Raw genomic sequence first — 16,556 nt, 5'->3', positions numbered from 1 at the left:
TGCCCTCACTCGATCTCTGCCTTGACCGCCAATTCCCGGCGTTCCCGCACCGTGGCCGGACGGATCTGGCCGCGTTCCCGCACATGGACAATATGCTCGTCCGGCGCACTGTCGTTGATGAGCGACCGAAAGCGCCGCAGCGCCTGCTCATCCTTAAGGGTTGCCGCCCATTCGCATTCATACCGATCGACCAGCCGCTGCATCTGGGCCTCCAGTTCCGCGCCCAGACCCAGACTGTCGTTCACTACGACTGCTTTCAGGTAGTCGAGGCCGCCTTCCAGGCTTTCGCGCCAGGCCGCCGTGCGCTGCAGCTTGTCCGCCGTGCGGATGTAGAACATCAGAAATCGGTCGATGTACCGGATCAGCGTCTCGTCGTCCAGATCCACGGCCAGCAATTCCGCGTGCCGGGGCCGCATGCCGCCGTTGCCGCACACATACAAGTTCCAGCCCTTGTCCGTGGCGATGACCCCGACATCCTTGCTCTGCGCCTCGGCGCACTCGCGTGTGCAGCCGGACGCAGCCATCTTGATCTTATGGGGCGCGCGCACCCCTCGGTAGCGCTGCTCCAGGCGGATGGCCAGGCCCACCGAATCGCGCACACCAAATCGGCACCAGGTGCTGCCAACGCACGACTTTGCCGTGCGCAAGGCCTTGCCATAGGCATGCCCGGATTCGAAGCCGGCATCGATCAGTTCCCGCCAGATCAGGGGCAGCTGTTCCAGGCGCGCGCCGAACAGATCGATCCGCTGGCCGCCGGTGATCTTGGTGTACAGCCCGTACTTGCGGGCGACTTCACCGATAACGATCAATTTCTCCGGCAGGATCTCACCGCCGGGAATACGCGGCACCACAGAATAGGTGCCGTCCTTTTGCAGATTGCCCAGATAGGCGTCATTGCTGTCCTGCAGCGGGGCGTGTTCGGGGGTCAGCACGAAATCATTCCAGCACGACGCAAAGATCGACGCGGCCACCGGCTTGCAAAGGTCGCAACCCTTGCCCGCGCCATGACGGGCGATCAGCGTCTTGAAATCGCGGATCTCGTTGACGCGGACCAGGTGGTAGAGTTCCTGCCGGCTGTAGCGGAAATGCTCGCACAGGCCATGATCGACGGCGATCCCCCGCCGTTCCAGTTCCAGATCCAGGATCTGTTTCACCAACGGCACGCAGCCGCCGCAGGTCGTACCCGCTCGGGTCCTGGCCTTCAAGTCGCCCAGGGTGGCGCACCCGTCTTCAATCGCGCGGCACAGGGCCCCTTTGCTCACCTGGTTGCAGGAACAGATCTGCGCGGTATCCGGCAAAGCGTTCACCCCCAGCGCGGGGACCGCGTCCGCCGCTGGCGCAATCAGCGCAGCGGGCCGAGCCGGCAAGTCCAGACCATTGGTGCAATACTGGTCCAACATACCAAACGAGGCCGTATCCCCCACCAGGACGGCGCCCAACAGGCGCTTCCCGTCCGCATCCATCACCAGCTTTTTATAGACGCCCGCCAGCGCATCTTCGAACACGCAGCACACACTGCCCTGCGTACGGCCCTGGGCGTCGCCGATCGATCCGACGTCCACCCCCAGCAGCTTCAACTTGGTGCTGGGCTGCCCGCCCTGGAAGACCACGCTCTCGTCACCCCGCAAGTGAGCCGCGCAGACCCGTGCCATCTCATAGCCTGGCGCTACCAGACCGTAGGTGGCACCCCGCCAACTGGCGACTTCGCCAATCGCATAGATGGCCGGGTCGGAGCTGCGGCAGCGATCATCGATCACGACGCCGCCGCGCGGCCCGATCACCAGGCCGCAGCTGTGCGCCAGCCGGTCGCACGGTCGGATGCCTGCCGAAAAGACCACCATGTCGGCTTCCAGCAGACCGCCATCCGAGAACTTCAGGCGCAAGGGCGAACGCAGGCCCGCGCCGATGGACGACGTGGTCTTCGCCGTGTGCACATGGATGCCCAGCGCTTCGATCTTGCCACGCAGCAAGCGGCCACCGGACTCATCCAGCTGCGTGGCCATCAGCCACGGCGAGAACTCGACGACATGAGTATCCAGGCCCAGACCATGCAAGGCGCGCGCGGCCTCCAGCCCCAGCAATCCGCCGCCGATGACAACACCTCGCCGGGCGCCGGCTGCGCGCGCCCGGATCGCCGCGACATCATCAAGCGTCCGGTAAAGCAGGCATTCCGGTCGATCCACCCCTTCGATCGGGGGCACGAACGGCACGGACCCCGTCGCCAGCACCAGCCGGTCATAAGGATAGAATTCCTCGTCCGTGACATGGACGCGGCGCTGCTTGCGGTCGATCCAGACCGCTTTTTTGTCACGCAGCACCGTGATGCCGTGCGTCTCGAAGAACCCCTCATCGGCCAAGGCCAAATCTTGGGGCTCCGCCCCGACAAAGCACTGACTCAGCTGCACACGGTCATAGGCCAGCCGAGGCTCGCCGGCAAGTACCGTGATGCCGTCGCCGCCCCGCCCATGCCGGACCAGTTCCTCCAGCAGGCGGTGACCGACCATGCCGTTACCGATGACCACCAGGCGCGTCCCGTCGTCCGGGCCCGGCTCCGCCGCATCCAATCGCGCGGGATTCATGCCGGCTCCTTGAAAGCGACCTCGTCCCGCGCGGCGCGCCCGGCGGCAGGCGACGAGGCGACCCGATAAGCGCCCGCCACAAACACCGCACCGCCCACGATATTGCCCAGCGTCACCCAGCCCAGGTTCCAGGCCATGCCGCCCAGACTCACCGCGTCGGGATGATGGCCGGCCAGCGCCAGCAGCAGCAGGGTCATATTGGCCACGCTGTGCTCGTAGCCGCTGCCGATGAAGGCCAGCAGACACCAGAAAATCACCATGCAGCGAGCGCTGTCGGACGACACCCGGGCCGACATCCAGACCGCCAGACACACCAGCCAATTGCACAGAACGGCGCGGGCGAACAGGCTGGCGCCACCGGCCGTCATCTTGTGCGCAGCAGCCGTCATCACTAGCCCCTGCGGATCATCCAGCAAACCGCCTCCGCCCCCCATCACGAACAGACCAACCAACACCAGTGCGCCGCACAGATTGCCGACCCAGCTCGCGCACAGCACGGCCACCGCCTCGGCCCAGGTTCCCCGCCCACAGTAGCGCCGCAGCGCCATCACCATGGTGTGACCGGTAAAAAGTTCGGCGCCGGCGATCACGACCAAGATCAGGGCAATTCCAAACGTCGCACCCATCACCAGCGGGCGAAAGGCCGGCGGGACAAAACTGCCCAGCGAAAAGATCAGGATGATGCCCAATCCGATATAGGCGCCAGCCAGCATGCTGGCGACCAAAAAGCCCTGCGGATTCCCGCGCAGTTGGTGGAGTTTGGCGTCGGCTGCGCGCGCAAAGCCATTGATCGTGTCGTCGTACATGAGATTCTCCCGTATGTATCCGTGGACACAGAGGGAAAAGCAAACAGCATGCCAACTGCTTACTGCAGTTCCCACAGGAGAGAGCCGCCTGTCTGCCAGGCGGAGTTGATGGCGCCGCGTGCGTCAAGACGGTGCAGTGCGCACCAAAGTCGTAGCCCGGATCAGTACAGGGAAAGCTGCACCGGATGGTGCCCAGATGGCGAATCGCCAGCCGGCTCCAGCTTGCTGGCCCGCACACCCAGCAGGCGCAGGCGGCGGTCCAGGACGACCCGTTTCAAACATTGCCCAGCGGCTCGGTGAATGGCGTCGGCGTCCCCGATGGCTTCGTCCAGCGTCAGATCACGCGTCACGATCCGGAAGTCGTCAAAACGCAGCTTGATCCCGATGGTGGATCCATAGACCCGCTTGCGGGCCAGATCCTGGGCCAGGTGATCGCACAATTCCCGGAAGATCCCCGACAGCAGCTCCCGATCCCGCACCACGTGCAGATCGCGCTCGAACGTCGTTTCCCGGCTGATCGAGCGCGGTTCGGACACCGTCACCACCGGTCGCTCATCGATGCCGTGAGCGACGTCCAGCAGCCAGCGCGCCATCCCCAGGCCGAATGCCTCTTGCAGGCGGTCGGGCGCGGCGGCGGCCAGCTGCGCAATCGTCTCGATCCCCATGCCCTGCAGGCGGCGGGTGGCCTTGGGGCCGATGCCATTGACCTTTGATACCGGCAGCGGCCAGATGCGGCGCTGCAGATCGCCGGGACCGATCAGTGTCAGACCATCGGGCTTGTCCAGATCCGAGGCGATCTTGGATAACAGCTTATTGGGTGAAATACCGATGGAGCAGACCAGGCCCGTCGCATCGCGCACGGCCTGCTTCAGCTGGCGCCCCAGGATTGTGGAATCCTGGGGCAGGTCAGTCAGGTCGATATAGATTTCATCGATCCCGCGGTCTTCCACCTGCGGGGCAATGGCGGCCACCGCCGCCTTGAACAGCCGCGAATAATGGCGATAGGCGGGGAAGTTCACCGGCAGCAGCACCGCATCCGGGGCCAGGCGTGCCGCCTTCATCATGCCCATCGCCGAATGCACCCCAAAGGCCCGCGCCTCGTAGGTTGCCGTGGTGATGACCCCGCGCCCGACGTAATCGCGCAGGCGCGCATAACGGCCATCGCGGGGGGCCTCGCCCCGCCCTCCGATCACGACCGGCTGCCCGCGCAGGTCGGGATAGCGCAACAATTCCACGGACGCGAAAAACGCATCCATATCCAGATGAGCGATACGACGGGCAGGGGATCCAGACATTTTTGACATCCTGACGCCAAAAGCGGACAGGCACTGCTATACTAGCCGACATCTTAAGATATATTTAAAATGTATCTATAACCCCGCCCTATCCAGGGGCATTTCCCCGTTCGCGAGGACCTATGCAAGCTGAAACCCTGAAACGATCTTCCCAGAAAACCGAGACGCTGCGCCTCGTGGGTCTGCGCGGCCCCGAATGCGCCGACAAGCTGGATCGCGTTCTGTCCGCACTGCCTGGCGTATCTCAAGTCAGCGTGTCGCTGGCCGACGAGAAGGCCACCATCACTTTCGATACGGCGCAGGCATCCACACAGCGTATCCAGGTGGCGGTCGCCGACGCCGGCTACGAAGCCATGAAGCCCGTCCACGGCGAAGACGGCAACTGCTGCGGCGGGTGCGGGGGATAATTCCAGACACATGACAGCCCCTGCGGGCTGTCATGCGCAGGAATTATCCGAGGCGCTTGCAAGCGCCGAGGTGGGACGGCGCCACATCCTGCGGACTGTGCTCTGCCAAATTTATCCGAGCGGCCTGCAGGCCGTGAGGTGGACGGCGCCACACCCTCACGCCGGCTCCACCAGTTCCGTCCCGGCGCGCGGCGCGCGGCGGTACGAATAGTGCATGAAGATCAGCGACACGCAGACTGATCCATACAGCAGCATGAAGGCACTGGAATACACGCCGGTGATATCCAGCAGCGCACCGAACATGATCGGCAGAATGAAGCCGCCCAATCCCCCCGCCAGGCCCACGACGCCGGACACCGCGCCGATATTGTCCGAGTAATCATCGCTGATGAACTTGAATACCGATGCCTTGCCGATCGCCATCGCCACCCCGACGATGAACAGCAGGATCGTGAACACCGTGGCGTTCAAGCCGATGTCCAGGGACACAGGCCCGCTCAAGGTCTGAATCGTCATCTGCGTCTGTGGATAAGACAACAGAAAGAAACACACCCAGCACACCCACATGACCCACCAGGTCACGGTGTAGGCGCCGAAACGATCCGAAAACCAGCCCCCCAGGGCCCGCAACACCCCGCCCGGCAGGGAAAAGATCATCGCCAGAAACGCCGCCAGCGTCAGATCGAAACCATATTCGGCCACATAGTATTTGGTGATCCACAGGGCCAGCGCCACATAGCCGCCAAACACCACGGAATAATATTGGCAGTACCGCCAGACACGCGGGTCCTTCAGCACGCTGAGCTGCCGCAAAATCCCCGTATCAGTCGAGACACGATGCGCCGGGTCCGTATGGCTGAATAGCCAGAACAAGATGGCCGTCCCCAGCATCAGCGCAGCGTAGACCTTCGGCAACATGGTCCAGCCAAAAGCGCCGATGATCAGGGGCGCGACAAACATGTTCAGGGCTGAACCCGAATTACCCGCCCCGAATACGCCCATGGCGAAGCCCCGGCGCTCTGGCACAAACCAGCGGGCCACATAAGGCGTGCCCACGGAAAACGTCCCGCCCGCCAGCCCGACAAACAAGGCCAGCACCAGGAACTGGGTATAGCTGGTGGCATGCGCCATCAGATACAGCGGCGGCACACACACCAACAGGACCAGAAAGAAAACGATCCGCCCCCCAAAACGATCCGTCAGCATCCCCAAAGGCACCCGGATCAGCGACCCCGTCAGCACCGGCGTGGCGATCAGCAAACCAAACTGGGTTTCATTCAGGCTCAGCTCGGCTTTTAGCGGCACCCCCAGGACGGAGAACATGGTCCAGATAGCGAAACAGATCGTGAACGCGAAGGTGCTGGAAAACAGGACGGACAGCGCTTGGCGCGATGCGCCGCCGCCTTGAGTCTGTGTCTCAAATGACATATGGGCTCCCCTGGCGAAATGTTTTCGCCCAGAAAGCGATCATATCCCTATTACCTGTGCCGTTATTTGACCTGAATCATCCGAGTCTCCCGCTGGCCGAAGCTCATCACCATGACAGAGGGCTCCGTTCAACTCAACGGAGCCCTCTGTCATTCAGACGCTGGCAAGCTGCCCGTCAGGCAGGCGCCAACCGCCCTATTGCACGGTCAGCGTGACCTTGATGTTGTTGCGCGTGGCGTTGGAATACGGGCACACCACGTGGGCTTTTTGCACCAGATCATTCAGCTTGGCATGATCCACGCCGGGTGCGGAAATTTTCAGTTCCACGGCAATGCCAAAGCCCGTGGGGATGGGACCGACGCCCACGGAACCCGCGATCTGAGTCGTATCCGGCAGCGCAACGCCTTCTTTGCCGGCGACCAGCTTCAGGGCGCCCAGAAAGCAAGCCGAATAGCCCGCCGCAAACAACTGTTCCGGATTGGTGCCGGGGCCGGCATCGCCGCCCAGTTCCTTGGGGACGGACAATTTGATGTCCAGACGGCCATCCGAGGATTTGGCACTGCCGGCGCGCCCACCCGTGGCGGTGGCATGAGCGGTGTAGAGAACGTTTTCGACTGTCATGGTTGGACTCCTGGTGGTGCGATTGAAAAAGAAAGCCTCGGCACCACAAACGGCGACTTCCCCAGCAGCAAAGCAGATAAGTCCTCGTCCCCGACCGCATGCGGTCGGAAACGCCGTTCCTATCGTATTGCCGTATGTTCCTGCATCAGCTGCGCGTGTTGCAGATGCGTACGCAGCGCTTCCAGATCGGCCTTCAAGGTCAGCGCCTGATCCGGCCTACAGCCGGTCGCGCACATCACCTCTTGCGGAATGGCATGCGCCCGTTTCTGCAGCGCACGCCCCGCCGACGTCAACGTGACCAACACCTGGCGTTGGTCGGCGTGATCGCGGTCGCGGTGCAGCAGTCCCAGCATCTGAAGGCGTTTCAGCAAAGGGGTCAGCGTGGCCGAATCCAGATACAGCCGGCCCCCCAACGCGGTCACCGTCAAGTTATCCGATTCCCACAGCACCAGCATGACCAGATATTGCGGATAGGTCAGCCCCAGATCGCGCAAATGGTGGCGATAGACCTTGCCCATCGCCAGGTGCGCCGAATACAGCGCAAAGCAGAGTTGCGCGTCCAGCGCGAGAGAGGCAGGTGTCATATCCGCTTGATCGCCAGATTTTGGATACATGCTCCCATATTAAATAGCTCGCTATTTAATTGCAAGCTATTTAATTGCGGACATATGGCTGACATGCCTTGCCCCAGCCGCCTTCGCTGTCACGCGTCACACAGGGTCGCCCGCCGACGCCACAGTACACTGAAGCATTGCATCAGCCTTGATAGGAATCCCCATGACCGATACCGTCGATTGCCTGGTCATCGGCGCGGGCGTCGTCGGCCTGGCGGTTGCCCGCGCTTGCGCCCGATCCGGCCTGGAAACCCTGCTGGTCGAGTCCGAATCCACCATCGGCACCGGCACCAGCTCACGCAATAGCGAAGTCATCCATGCAGGCATCTACTATCCCCGTGGATCGCTGAAAGCGCGGCTATGCGTGCTAGGCCGCCAGGCTCTGTACGACTACTGCACGGATCATGGCGTGGCGCACCAGCGCTGCGGCAAACTGATCGTCGCCACGCACGATGCGCAACAAGATCGTCTGCAAGAGATCGCCGCTGCGGCTGCCGCCAACGGCGTGCACGACCTGCGCTGGCTGGACCGCCACCAGGCGCAAACCCGCGAACCCGCGCTGCAATGCGTCGCTGCCCTGGAATCGCCCTCTACCGGCATTATCGATAGCCACGGCCTGATGCTGGCGCTGCTGGGCGACCTGGAACACGCCGGCGGCCTGCTGGCCCTGCGATCCCCTGTCATAGGCGGCGCTGTGCAGACCGCCGGCGGACCAGGCATCGTGCTGCGCATCGGCGGCGATGAACCCATGGAAATCATGGCCCGCCGCGTCGTCAATTGCGCCGGCCTGCACGCCCAGGACATCGCAGCCCGCATTCAGGGCATACCGCCCGCCACCATCCCCGCCGGTCGCTACGCCAAAGGCAATTACTATGCCCTGTCCGGCAAGGCGCCCTTTTCCCGCCTGATCTACCCGGTGCCCGAACCCAGCGGGCTGGGTGTGCATCTGACCCTGGACCTGGCCGGGCAGGCGCGCTTCGGCCCTGATGTCGAATGGGTGGATGCCATCGACTATCACGTGGATCCCGCCCGGGCAGACAATTTCTACGCCGCCATCCGCCGCTACTGGCCCGAGCTGCCCGATGAGGCCCTGCACCCCAGCTACGCCGGCATCCGGCCCAAACTGGTGATGGCTGATGGGCAGGATGCGGATTTCCTGATCCAGGACGCCCACACACACGGCGTGCCAGGCCTGATCAATCTGTACGGCATCGAATCGCCGGGGCTGACGTCCTGCCTGGCCATCGCCGACGAAGTGATGCGGCGCTTGACTCACCAGACGGATTGACGAGGCTTACCCGGACGACACGACCGTCTGTTGCCAACCCCGCTGGCGGTCAGCGCAACGGTGCATAATCACAGGCATCGTCACTCACCCCCAAGGAACCCGACATGATCCGCGAAATGGCCCATATCACCGTCAAACCCGGTGCCCAGGCCGACTTTGAGGCTGGCGTGCAAAAAGCCCTGCCCCTGTTCCAGCGGGCACGCGGCTTTCACCGCCTGGAACTGCACCACATCATCGAGCACCCCGAACAATACGTGCTGCAGATCCACTGGCAGACCCTGGAAGACCATATGAAGCATTTCCGCGAATCCGAAGACTTCCAGGCCTGGCGCGGCATCGTCGGCGGCTTCTTCGCCAAGGCGCCGGACGTCGTGCATACGGAAGTTGTGGTCGGGGAATAGGCGGGCGTCACTTCCCGATGCAGAACCGCGAAAAGATCTCGCCCAGCAGATCGTCGCTGGTGAACTGCCCGGTGATCTCGCACAAAGACTCATGCGCCAGGCGCAGCTCTTCGGCAAACAGATCCAGCACCTGATCGCTGTGCGCAGCGTGTTCTCGGGCCAGCAGCAAATGCTGCCGCGCCGCTTCCAGCGCCAGGACATGGCGCTCGCGTGCCAGCCAGGGCGATTCCGTCCCCGGCGTCCAGCCCGCGATGCTCAGCAAACGAGCGCGCAGCTCGTCCAGACCCGCCCCCGTGCGGGCGGAAATACGGATCCGCTCCGATGTATCCAACCTGTCCGTCCCGCTGTGCTCACGCTGCGCTTGAGCGGACTCATTCAAGAGATCCACCTTGTTCAACACCCGCAGCATCGGCGTGCCCGCCGGCAGACGCCGCACGATGTCCGCATCCAGCGGATCATCCGGGTGCCGCGCATCCTGCAGATGCACGATCACCTGGGCGCGGGCGATTTCCGACCAACTGCGCTCGACGCCGATCTGCTCCACAGTGTCCTCGGTATGGCGCAGCCCTGCCGTATCCACGATGTGCAGCGGAATCCCGTCGACATGAATCTGCTGAATCACCCGATCACGCGTCGTGCCGGCAATGGGCGTCACGATGGCCACGTCCTCGCCCGCCAGCGCATTGAGCAGACTGGACTTGCCCACGTTCGGCTGCCCCGCCAGCACCACGTGCAGGCCCTCGCGCAGCACCATGCCCTGACGCGCCGTGCGCAGCACCCCGTCCAGCGCCGCCGTCACCGTATCCAAGCGGTCCGCCGCCTGGTACTTTTCCAGGAAATCGATTTCCTCTTCCGGGAAATCCAGCGTCGCCTCGACCAGCATGCGCAGTTGCACGATGCGTTCGCTCAGGCCATCGATCTCGGCTGAAAACGCCCCCGACAAGGACGCCATCGCACTGCGGGCCGCCGCGGCGGAGCTGGCTTCGATCAGATCCGCCACCGCTTCCGCCTGCGCCAGATCCAGCCGCTCATTCAAAAAAGCCCGCTGGGTAAATTCCCCCGGCTGCGCCAGCCGCAAACCGATATCGGCGCCTCGCGCCAAACAGTCGTCCAGCACCCGCCGCAACACAGCCGGCCCGCCGTGCCCCTGCAGTTCCAGCACGTCCTCGCCCGTATAAGAATGCGGGCCGGGAAAGAACAGCGCCAGCCCCTCGTCCATCACCTCGCCCTCGCGATTGCGAAATGGCAGGTAATGCGCATGCCGGGACCGCAGCGCCTGGCCGCACAGCGCATCCGCCCAGGCCCGCAGGTCCGGCCCCGACGCCCGAATCACGCCAATACCCCCCCGGCCAGGGGCAGTGGCAATGGCGATGATGGGGTCTGTCTGCGATACGCTCATATCAAAAGTCGTTCAAAAATCCACGAACAGGAAGTGCGGCGAGATCCGCGCACAGCCAACATAATCCATCTGCATGATATCGGGAAATCACGCCAGGCAACGCGCGACGGCCCGGGAGCGCTGATCAAGAAGGGCCTGGCGCTCGCAGTCGGCCGGTGCCGGGTGCTACCGTAGGGAATCGGGGAGCTTTCGGCGGACGTGTTTGAGGCCGAAGGCCGAGTTCGTCCGCCGCCCCGATGGACGAGGTAGACCCGGGAAGCCCGTAGGGCCACCGGCTGGTGAGCGCCAGGCCCTTCTTGATCAGCGTTCCCCTTAAGAACCTAAACTGCGACTCCCCACCAAAAAAACGGCGCTCCAAAAAGAGCGCCGTTTCATCATGCCGACATCCAGACCATCAACTGGACGCCGACGCCGCCTTTTCCCGATCCAGGCGATTCATGATCACCCGCTGCTGAATGATCGACACCGTGTTGTTCACGCACCAGTACAGCACCAACCCGGCCGGGAACATGAACATCATCCCGCCGAACACCAGCGGCATGATCATCATCACCCTGGCCTGCATCGGATCCGGCGGCGTCGGATTCAGCTTGATCTGCAGGAACATCGTCAACATCATGAACGCCGGCAGAATGAACCAGGGATCGCTGACCGACAGATCGTGAATCCACAACAGCCACGGCGCCCCGCGCATCTCCACGCTGCCCAGCAACACCCAGTACAGCGCAATGAACACCGGAATCTGCACCACCATCGGCAAGCACCCGCCCAGCGGATTGATCTTTTCCGTGCGGTACATTTCCATCATGGCGGCATTCATCTTCGCCTTGTCGTCGCCGAATTTTTCCTTCAACTGCTTCAGGCGCGGCGCGACCAGCTTCATCTTGGCCATGGACCGGTAGCTGGCCGCCGACAGCGGATAGAACACCAGCTTGATCAGCAGCGTCAACAGCACGATGGTCCAGCCCCAGTTGCCCACCAGGCCGTGCAGCCAGATCATCAGCTTGAACATCGGCTTGGCGATGATCGTCACCCAGCCGTAATCCACCACCAGATCCAGACCGGGCGCCACTTCGCTCATGGCCTCCTGATCTTGCGGGCCGACCCACAGCTGCGCATCCACGGATTTGCTCGCCCCCGGTGCGATTTCGCCCAGGGATTCGATCGTACGGACGGCGAACAGATCGCCCGGCAGCGCCAGGGCCTGATTCGTGCGCACCACGCCCTGCTGAGGCACCCAGGCCGTCGCAAAATAGTGCTGCACCATGCCGACCCAGCCATTGTCGGCCTGCTGGGTATAGCTGGCCTTGTTCTTGGTGATGTCTTCGAACGTCACCTTCTGGAACTTGTCTTCCGCCGAATAGACCACCGGACCCGTGAAGGTGCTGTAAAAGCCCGACAGGCTGGACGGCTCGTGCCCATCGCGCGTCAATTGCAGGTACAGGGACGGACTGACGGGCTGATCGCCCAGATTGGTGACGTCATTGCGCACGCGAATGTCATAACTGTCGCGCGACAGGATGAAGGTCTTGACCACCCGCACCTGAGCAGACACGGCCTCGAACGAGATCTCGGTCGTATCGCCCTTGACCACCGGCCCGTCGCCCACCAGCGCAAACGGCGTCAGATGCGTGGGATAGCTCTGGCCCTGCGGCGCGCCCACCAAGCCCGTCTGGGCGACATACGTATCGCCAGGCTGGTTGTTCAGCAGGTACAGGATGCTGCCCGCATCCTGCGGCGGCTTTTTACCGATCAGGCTCTTGAACCAGGGGATGATGCCCGTAGTGGCTTCCTCGTTCCTGTAGTCCAGCAGCTCGGCGCGCACCAACTGCGCCCCCAGCGTATCGAACGTCAGGTTGAACACCCCGGTCCTTACCTGCACCGGCTGCCCCTGGGGGGGCGCATCGGACACAGGAACCTTGGTCTGCGCCGCGCCGCCCTGGTGAGCCACGTCGGGCACACCCCCCTGGCCAGCGGGCGCCTCTGGGGCCTTGGCCGGTTCCGCAGCGGGCGGCGGCGCGGAAAACAGGGATGGCTGCCCCTGGTATACCTGCCAGTTGTTCCACAGCAGCAGCAGCGAAAAAGAAAAGATCATCCAGAGGATGGTGCGTCGAATGTCCATTGGCGCCTGTTTTCGAATAAGGTCAGAGCAAAAGCCCACCAGTTTAACGCAGGGAGGCTGACAAAGACTTGATCAGACATCCCCGCGCTCTCATGACTCACCCCCGCCTGTCCGCAGGGGGCGGCACAGGATCATGTCCGCCGGGACAACCGGGGTGGCAGCGGGCGATACGGCGAATCCCCAACCAGATGCCGCGCGGCACGCCGTGCGTTTCAATCGCCTCGATCGTATAGGCGGAGCAGGTCGGGGTAAAACGGCACTGCTGCCCCACCCAGGGGCTCAGGAAGTACCGGTAAAAGCGAATCGGCGCGATGAATAAAGACCGGATCAGGCTCATGCCGAACTGATCTTGCCCAGCAGGGCATCGACTTCCGCGCGCACCTGGCGTTTCAGCACCGTCAGGCTGGCCGGATCCGGCCGATTGACCAATCGGAACACCAGGTCGCCTTCCGGCAGGTCGGAACGGCGCAAACGAAAAGCCTCGCGGATGACACGCTTGATCGCGTTGCGCGTGACCGCCAGCGGCGCATACCGTTTAGGAACGACCAGCCCTAGCCGGACAGGAGTCCCCTCGGGTTGTCTGGGGCTGGATACGACGAACAACGCCCCTCTGGCGACACGTCGGCCTTTCAGGGCCGCAGCATATTCCGAGGGGCGATGCAGCCGAGCCGCCGAAGGAAAATCGGAAGGCATGGCGGATGATTTCAATGCCGGCCAGAAAGACCCGCAAAGGAAATGCCGAATTAGACGGCCAGGCGCTTGCGGCCCTTGGCGCGGCGGGCGCTAAGAACAGCGCGACCGGCACGCGTCTTCATGCGGACACGAAACCCATGGGTACGCTTGCGGCGGGTAACAGAAGGCTGGAAAGTGCGTTTCATGGCGAATCCAAAAGAGCTTGGGGGGGTAAAAGTGTACAGAAAAGCCCACTATTTCAACAAATTTTTGAAGCGGAGTCAATCACTTGAGAACTTATCCCCTGCTCTGTCGCGCTGACCATCCGGCCATCTGTGGATAACTTACCACGGGAAAGGGTAGAATCGAGGTTTCGCACGATGGCACCTATGAATGAATTCTGGCAGGCCTGTCTCCAGCAACTGGGGCAGGAACTCCCCCCCCAACAAATCAGCGCCTGGATCAAACCTCTGGTCCCGCTTGGCTACGACGAGGAACTCGCGGTCCTGAGGATCGGTGCGCCCAACCGCTTCAAACTGGACTGGGTGCGCAAGAACTTCTCCACACGGCTTGAAGCTTTGGCGACCGACTGGTTTTCCCAGGCCGTCCAGGTACAGTTCGAACTCAACGCGGCGCCGGCACGGCAGACCGCCGGACGCTCGGGCGCCGCGCCTGCGCTCGCGCCTGTACCGGCCAACAACGCCATCAGCCAGCCAGCCACTGCCGCAGCACCCTCGCCCGCACACATCGCGACCGACGAAGCCGTCCAGGATCGTTCGCGTCTGAACCTGGACCTCACCTTTGACAATTTCGTCATCGGCAAGGCCAACCAGCTGGCGCGCGCCGCTGCCTTGCAGGTCGCGGAAAACCCGGGCATATCCTATAACCCGCTCTTCCTCTATGGCGGCGTGGGCCTGGGCAAGACCCACCTGATCCACGCCATCGGCAATGCAATGCTGGCCAGCGGCAACAACCCGCGCATCCGCTATGTACATGCTGACCAATACGTATCAGACGTGGTCAAGGCCTACCAGCGCCGCGCCTTCGACGATTTCAAGCGCTATTACCATTCTCTGGATCTGCTGCTGATCGACGATATCCAGTTTTTCGCCGGCAAGAACCGTACGCAAGAAGAATTCTTCTACGCCTTCGAAGCCATGGTGGCCCAGCGCAAGCAGATCATCATCACGTCGGACACCTATCCAAAAGAACTGGCCAACATCGACAGCCGCCTGATCTCGCGCTTCGATTCCGGGCTGACCGTCGCCATCGAGCCGCCCGAACTGGAAATGCGCGTCGCCATCCTGCTGCGCAAGGCGCACACCGAAGGCATCACCATGCCCGAGGAAGTCGCGTTCTTCATCGCAAAACATCTGCGCAGCAACGTGCGCGAACTGGAAGGCGCCCTGCGCAAGGTATCCGCCTATGCCCGCTTCCACGGTCGCGAAGTCCTGACCGTCGAAGTCTGCAAAGAAGCCCTGAAAGACCTGCTGTCCGTTTCCAACAGCCAGATCACGGTCGAGAACATCCAAAAAACCGTGGCCGATTTCTATAAAATCAAGGTCGCCGACATGTACTCGAAGCGTCGGCCGGCCAATATCGCGCTGCCGCGTCAGATCGCCATGTACCTGGCAAAGGAACTGACCCAGAAAAGCCTGCCCGAAATCGGAGACCTGTTCGGCGGACGCGATCACACCACCGTGCTGCACGCGGTCCGCAAGATCACCGATCTGCGAGCCAAACAAACCGAACTGAATCACGCACTTCACGTACTCGAGCAAACCCTCAAAGGATAATGACATGCTACTGATACAAGCAAGCCGCGATGCCGTGCTCAAGCCCTTGACGACCGTGGTGGGGATCGTCGAGCGGCGCAATACCTTGCCGATCCTGGCGAATGTCCTGATCCGCAAGCAAGGCACCCAGGTGGCGTTTGTCGCCAACGACCTGGAAGTCCAGATCACCACGCAGGCCGACTTCGGGGTGGGCGACGACGTTCAATCCACGACCGTGGCCGCCCGCAAATTCCTGGACATCCTGCGCGCCTTGCCCGAAGCCAGCGATGTTCGCCTGTCGCTGGAAGACGCAAAACTGTCCGTCCAGGCGCGCCGTAGCCGCTTTGCCCTGCAGACGCTGGACGCCGCCGATTACCCCACGGTGTCCCAGGCGGAACAATGGGCGGCGTCTTTTTCCGTGCCGCAAAAAGCCCTGAAGCAACTGTTCAATCAGGTGCACTTTTCCATGGCCCAGCAGGACATCCGCTACTACCTGAACGGCCTGCTGATGGTGCTGGAACCTGGCCGAGTCCGCGCGGTCTCGACCGACGGTCACCGTCTGGCCCACAGCAGCATCGCCGTCGAAGGCCTGGACGCGCAGGTGGATGCCATCATCCCGCGCAAGACCGTGCACGAAATGTTGCGTTTGCTGGCCGATGACGACACCCCCGTTCAGATCGACCTGGCCGCCGGCCAGATCCGCTTCCGTTTCGATCAGATCGAACTGGTCTCCAAGCTGGTCGAGGGCAAATTCCCCGACTACAAACGCGTCATCCCCACCGGCTACACGCGCCACATCCTGATCGCCCGCGAAGCCCTGCAGGCCAGCTTGCAGCGCGCCGCCATCCTGACGACCGACAAACTCAAAGGTGTGCGCCTGCAGTTGGGCGACAACCTGCTGCGCATCTCCTCGTCCAACGCCGAACAGGAAGAAGCGCGCGAAGAACTGGAAGTCGACTACGCCCAGGAAGCGCTGGATGTGGCCTTCAACGTCACCTATCTGCTCGACGTCCTGGCCAACATCAAAACGGAACAGGTCTGCTGGTCGGTGCAGCCGGACGTCAACGCCTCGGTGCTGATCACCGTGCCCGAAGACGACGAATTCAAGTACGTCGTCATGCCCATGCGCATCTGATCACCGACCGCGCC

Annotated in this window: 16 protein-coding genes; 5 read left to right on the top strand and 11 right to left on the bottom strand. The window is 62.7% G+C overall.

From position 1 onward, the window contains the following. Positions 1-5: 5 nt before the first annotated feature. From nirB to dinB, 3 genes are all read right to left on the bottom strand, one after another. Positions 6-2,579: a nitrite reductase large subunit NirB gene (gene nirB, locus WBF69_RS06975; RefSeq protein ID WP_424262589.1), complete on the bottom strand. Its 2,574-nt coding sequence runs from the start codon at positions 2,577-2,579 to the stop codon at positions 6-8. Continuing rightward, positions 2,576-3,385 (bottom strand): formate/nitrite transporter family protein, encoded by an 810-nt coding sequence (locus WBF69_RS06970; RefSeq protein ID WP_424262587.1) that lies wholly within the window; start codon positions 3,383-3,385, stop codon positions 2,576-2,578. The genes nirB and WBF69_RS06970 overlap by 4 nt, the downstream gene beginning before the upstream one ends. Positions 3,386-3,546: 161 nt before the next feature. Further along, positions 3,547-4,680: a DNA polymerase IV gene (gene dinB, locus WBF69_RS06965; protein WP_424262585.1), complete on the bottom strand. Its 1,134-nt coding sequence runs from the start codon at positions 4,678-4,680 to the stop codon at positions 3,547-3,549. A gap of 122 nt (positions 4,681-4,802) precedes the next feature. On the opposite strand from dinB, the gene WBF69_RS06960 reads away from it, so the two are divergent. Then, positions 4,803-5,087, top strand: coding sequence for a heavy-metal-associated domain-containing protein (locus WBF69_RS06960; RefSeq protein ID WP_424262583.1), 285 nt, complete (start codon positions 4,803-4,805; stop codon positions 5,085-5,087). A gap of 156 nt (positions 5,088-5,243) precedes the next feature. Here WBF69_RS06960 and WBF69_RS06955 read toward each other — a convergent pair whose 3' ends face one another. From WBF69_RS06955 to WBF69_RS06945, 3 genes are all read right to left on the bottom strand, one after another. Continuing rightward, on the bottom strand, positions 5,244-6,515 hold the full coding sequence (locus tag WBF69_RS06955) for an MFS transporter (RefSeq protein WP_424262581.1): 1,272 nt from the start codon (positions 6,513-6,515) through the stop codon (positions 5,244-5,246). A gap of 195 nt (positions 6,516-6,710) precedes the next feature. Further along, the gene (locus tag WBF69_RS06950) at positions 6,711-7,136 is read right to left on the bottom strand and encodes an organic hydroperoxide resistance protein (RefSeq protein WP_424262579.1); all 426 of its coding nucleotides are present in this window, start codon (positions 7,134-7,136) and stop codon (positions 6,711-6,713) included. Positions 7,137-7,255: 119 nt separating this feature from the next. Then, positions 7,256-7,720 carry a MarR family winged helix-turn-helix transcriptional regulator gene (locus WBF69_RS06945; protein ID WP_424262577.1) on the bottom strand — a complete coding sequence of 155 codons (465 nt, stop codon included), beginning with the start codon at positions 7,718-7,720 and terminating at the stop codon, positions 7,256-7,258. A 193-nt stretch (positions 7,721-7,913) separates the two neighbouring features. On the opposite strand from WBF69_RS06945, the gene WBF69_RS06940 reads away from it, so the two are divergent. Then, a complete protein-coding gene (locus tag WBF69_RS06940) occupies positions 7,914-9,038 on the top strand; it encodes an NAD(P)/FAD-dependent oxidoreductase (RefSeq protein WP_424262576.1) in 1,125 nt (374 codons plus the stop codon). 104 nt (positions 9,039-9,142) lie between these two features. Continuing rightward, entirely contained in the window at positions 9,143-9,439 is a 297-nt protein-coding gene (locus WBF69_RS06935) for an antibiotic biosynthesis monooxygenase family protein (RefSeq protein WP_424262574.1), read from the top strand. A 7-nt stretch (positions 9,440-9,446) separates the two neighbouring features. Here WBF69_RS06935 and mnmE read toward each other — a convergent pair whose 3' ends face one another. The 5 genes from mnmE to rpmH all read right to left on the bottom strand — a co-directional run bounded on the left by mnmE (position 9,447) and on the right by rpmH (position 13,838). Continuing rightward, positions 9,447-10,838 (bottom strand): tRNA uridine-5-carboxymethylaminomethyl(34) synthesis GTPase MnmE, encoded by a 1,392-nt coding sequence (mnmE, locus tag WBF69_RS06930; RefSeq protein WP_424262572.1) that lies wholly within the window; start codon positions 10,836-10,838, stop codon positions 9,447-9,449. Between the two features lie 394 nt (positions 10,839-11,232). Further along, positions 11,233-12,960 (bottom strand): membrane protein insertase YidC, encoded by a 1,728-nt coding sequence (gene yidC, locus WBF69_RS06925; RefSeq protein ID WP_424262570.1) that lies wholly within the window; start codon positions 12,958-12,960, stop codon positions 11,233-11,235. Positions 12,961-13,057: 97 nt separating this feature from the next. Next, positions 13,058-13,291: a membrane protein insertion efficiency factor YidD gene (gene yidD, locus WBF69_RS06920; protein WP_424262721.1), complete on the bottom strand. Its 234-nt coding sequence runs from the start codon at positions 13,289-13,291 to the stop codon at positions 13,058-13,060. 2 nt (positions 13,292-13,293) lie between these two features. Next, entirely contained in the window at positions 13,294-13,653 is a 360-nt protein-coding gene (locus WBF69_RS06915; RefSeq protein WP_424262568.1) for a ribonuclease P protein component, read from the bottom strand. 50 nt (positions 13,654-13,703) lie between these two features. Continuing rightward, a complete protein-coding gene (rpmH, locus tag WBF69_RS06910) occupies positions 13,704-13,838 on the bottom strand; it encodes a 50S ribosomal protein L34 (protein ID WP_043679136.1) in 135 nt (44 codons plus the stop codon). Positions 13,839-14,021: 183 nt separating this feature from the next. Between rpmH and dnaA the strand changes: the two genes are divergently transcribed. Beyond that, the gene (gene dnaA / locus WBF69_RS06905; protein WP_424262566.1) at positions 14,022-15,428 is read left to right on the top strand and encodes a chromosomal replication initiator protein DnaA; all 1,407 of its coding nucleotides are present in this window, start codon (positions 14,022-14,024) and stop codon (positions 15,426-15,428) included. A 4-nt stretch (positions 15,429-15,432) separates the two neighbouring features. Then, complete coding sequence (gene dnaN / locus WBF69_RS06900) at positions 15,433-16,542, top strand: DNA polymerase III subunit beta (RefSeq protein ID WP_424262564.1); 1,110 nt, start codon at positions 15,433-15,435, stop codon at positions 16,540-16,542. The last annotated feature ends 14 nt before the right edge of the window (positions 16,543-16,556 follow it).

Origin of the sequence: Castellaniella sp. (assembly GCF_049673105.1) — a bacterium.
Lineage (GTDB): Bacteria > Pseudomonadota > Gammaproteobacteria > Burkholderiales > Burkholderiaceae_B > Castellaniella.
This window is presented reverse-complemented; position numbering and strand designations above follow the sequence as displayed.

Coding starts and splice junctions, on each gene's coding strand:
- WBF69_RS06960 (WP_424262583.1), top strand. CDS start 4,803: ATGCAAGCTGAAACCCTGAAACGATCTTCCCAGAAAACCGAGACGCTG.
- WBF69_RS06915 (WP_424262568.1), bottom strand. CDS start 13,653: ATGCCTTCCGATTTTCCTTCGGCGGCTCGGCTGCATCGCCCCTCGGAA.
- nirB (WP_424262589.1), bottom strand. CDS start 2,579: ATGAATCCCGCGCGATTGGATGCGGCGGAGCCGGGCCCGGACGACGGG.
- WBF69_RS06940 (WP_424262576.1), top strand. CDS start 7,914: ATGACCGATACCGTCGATTGCCTGGTCATCGGCGCGGGCGTCGTCGGC.
- yidC (WP_424262570.1), bottom strand. CDS start 12,960: ATGGACATTCGACGCACCATCCTCTGGATGATCTTTTCTTTTTCGCTG.
- dnaA (WP_424262566.1), top strand. CDS start 14,022: ATGAATGAATTCTGGCAGGCCTGTCTCCAGCAACTGGGGCAGGAACTC.
- mnmE (WP_424262572.1), bottom strand. CDS start 10,838: ATGAGCGTATCGCAGACAGACCCCATCATCGCCATTGCCACTGCCCCT.
- WBF69_RS06970 (WP_424262587.1), bottom strand. CDS start 3,385: ATGTACGACGACACGATCAATGGCTTTGCGCGCGCAGCCGACGCCAAA.
- WBF69_RS06935 (WP_424262574.1), top strand. CDS start 9,143: ATGATCCGCGAAATGGCCCATATCACCGTCAAACCCGGTGCCCAGGCC.
- rpmH (WP_043679136.1), bottom strand. CDS start 13,838: ATGAAACGCACTTTCCAGCCTTCTGTTACCCGCCGCAAGCGTACCCAT.
- WBF69_RS06945 (WP_424262577.1), bottom strand. CDS start 7,720: ATGACACCTGCCTCTCTCGCGCTGGACGCGCAACTCTGCTTTGCGCTG.
- WBF69_RS06955 (WP_424262581.1), bottom strand. CDS start 6,515: ATGTCATTTGAGACACAGACTCAAGGCGGCGGCGCATCGCGCCAAGCG.
- WBF69_RS06950 (WP_424262579.1), bottom strand. CDS start 7,136: ATGACAGTCGAAAACGTTCTCTACACCGCTCATGCCACCGCCACGGGT.
- dnaN (WP_424262564.1), top strand. CDS start 15,433: ATGCTACTGATACAAGCAAGCCGCGATGCCGTGCTCAAGCCCTTGACG.
- dinB (WP_424262585.1), bottom strand. CDS start 4,680: ATGTCTGGATCCCCTGCCCGTCGTATCGCTCATCTGGATATGGATGCG.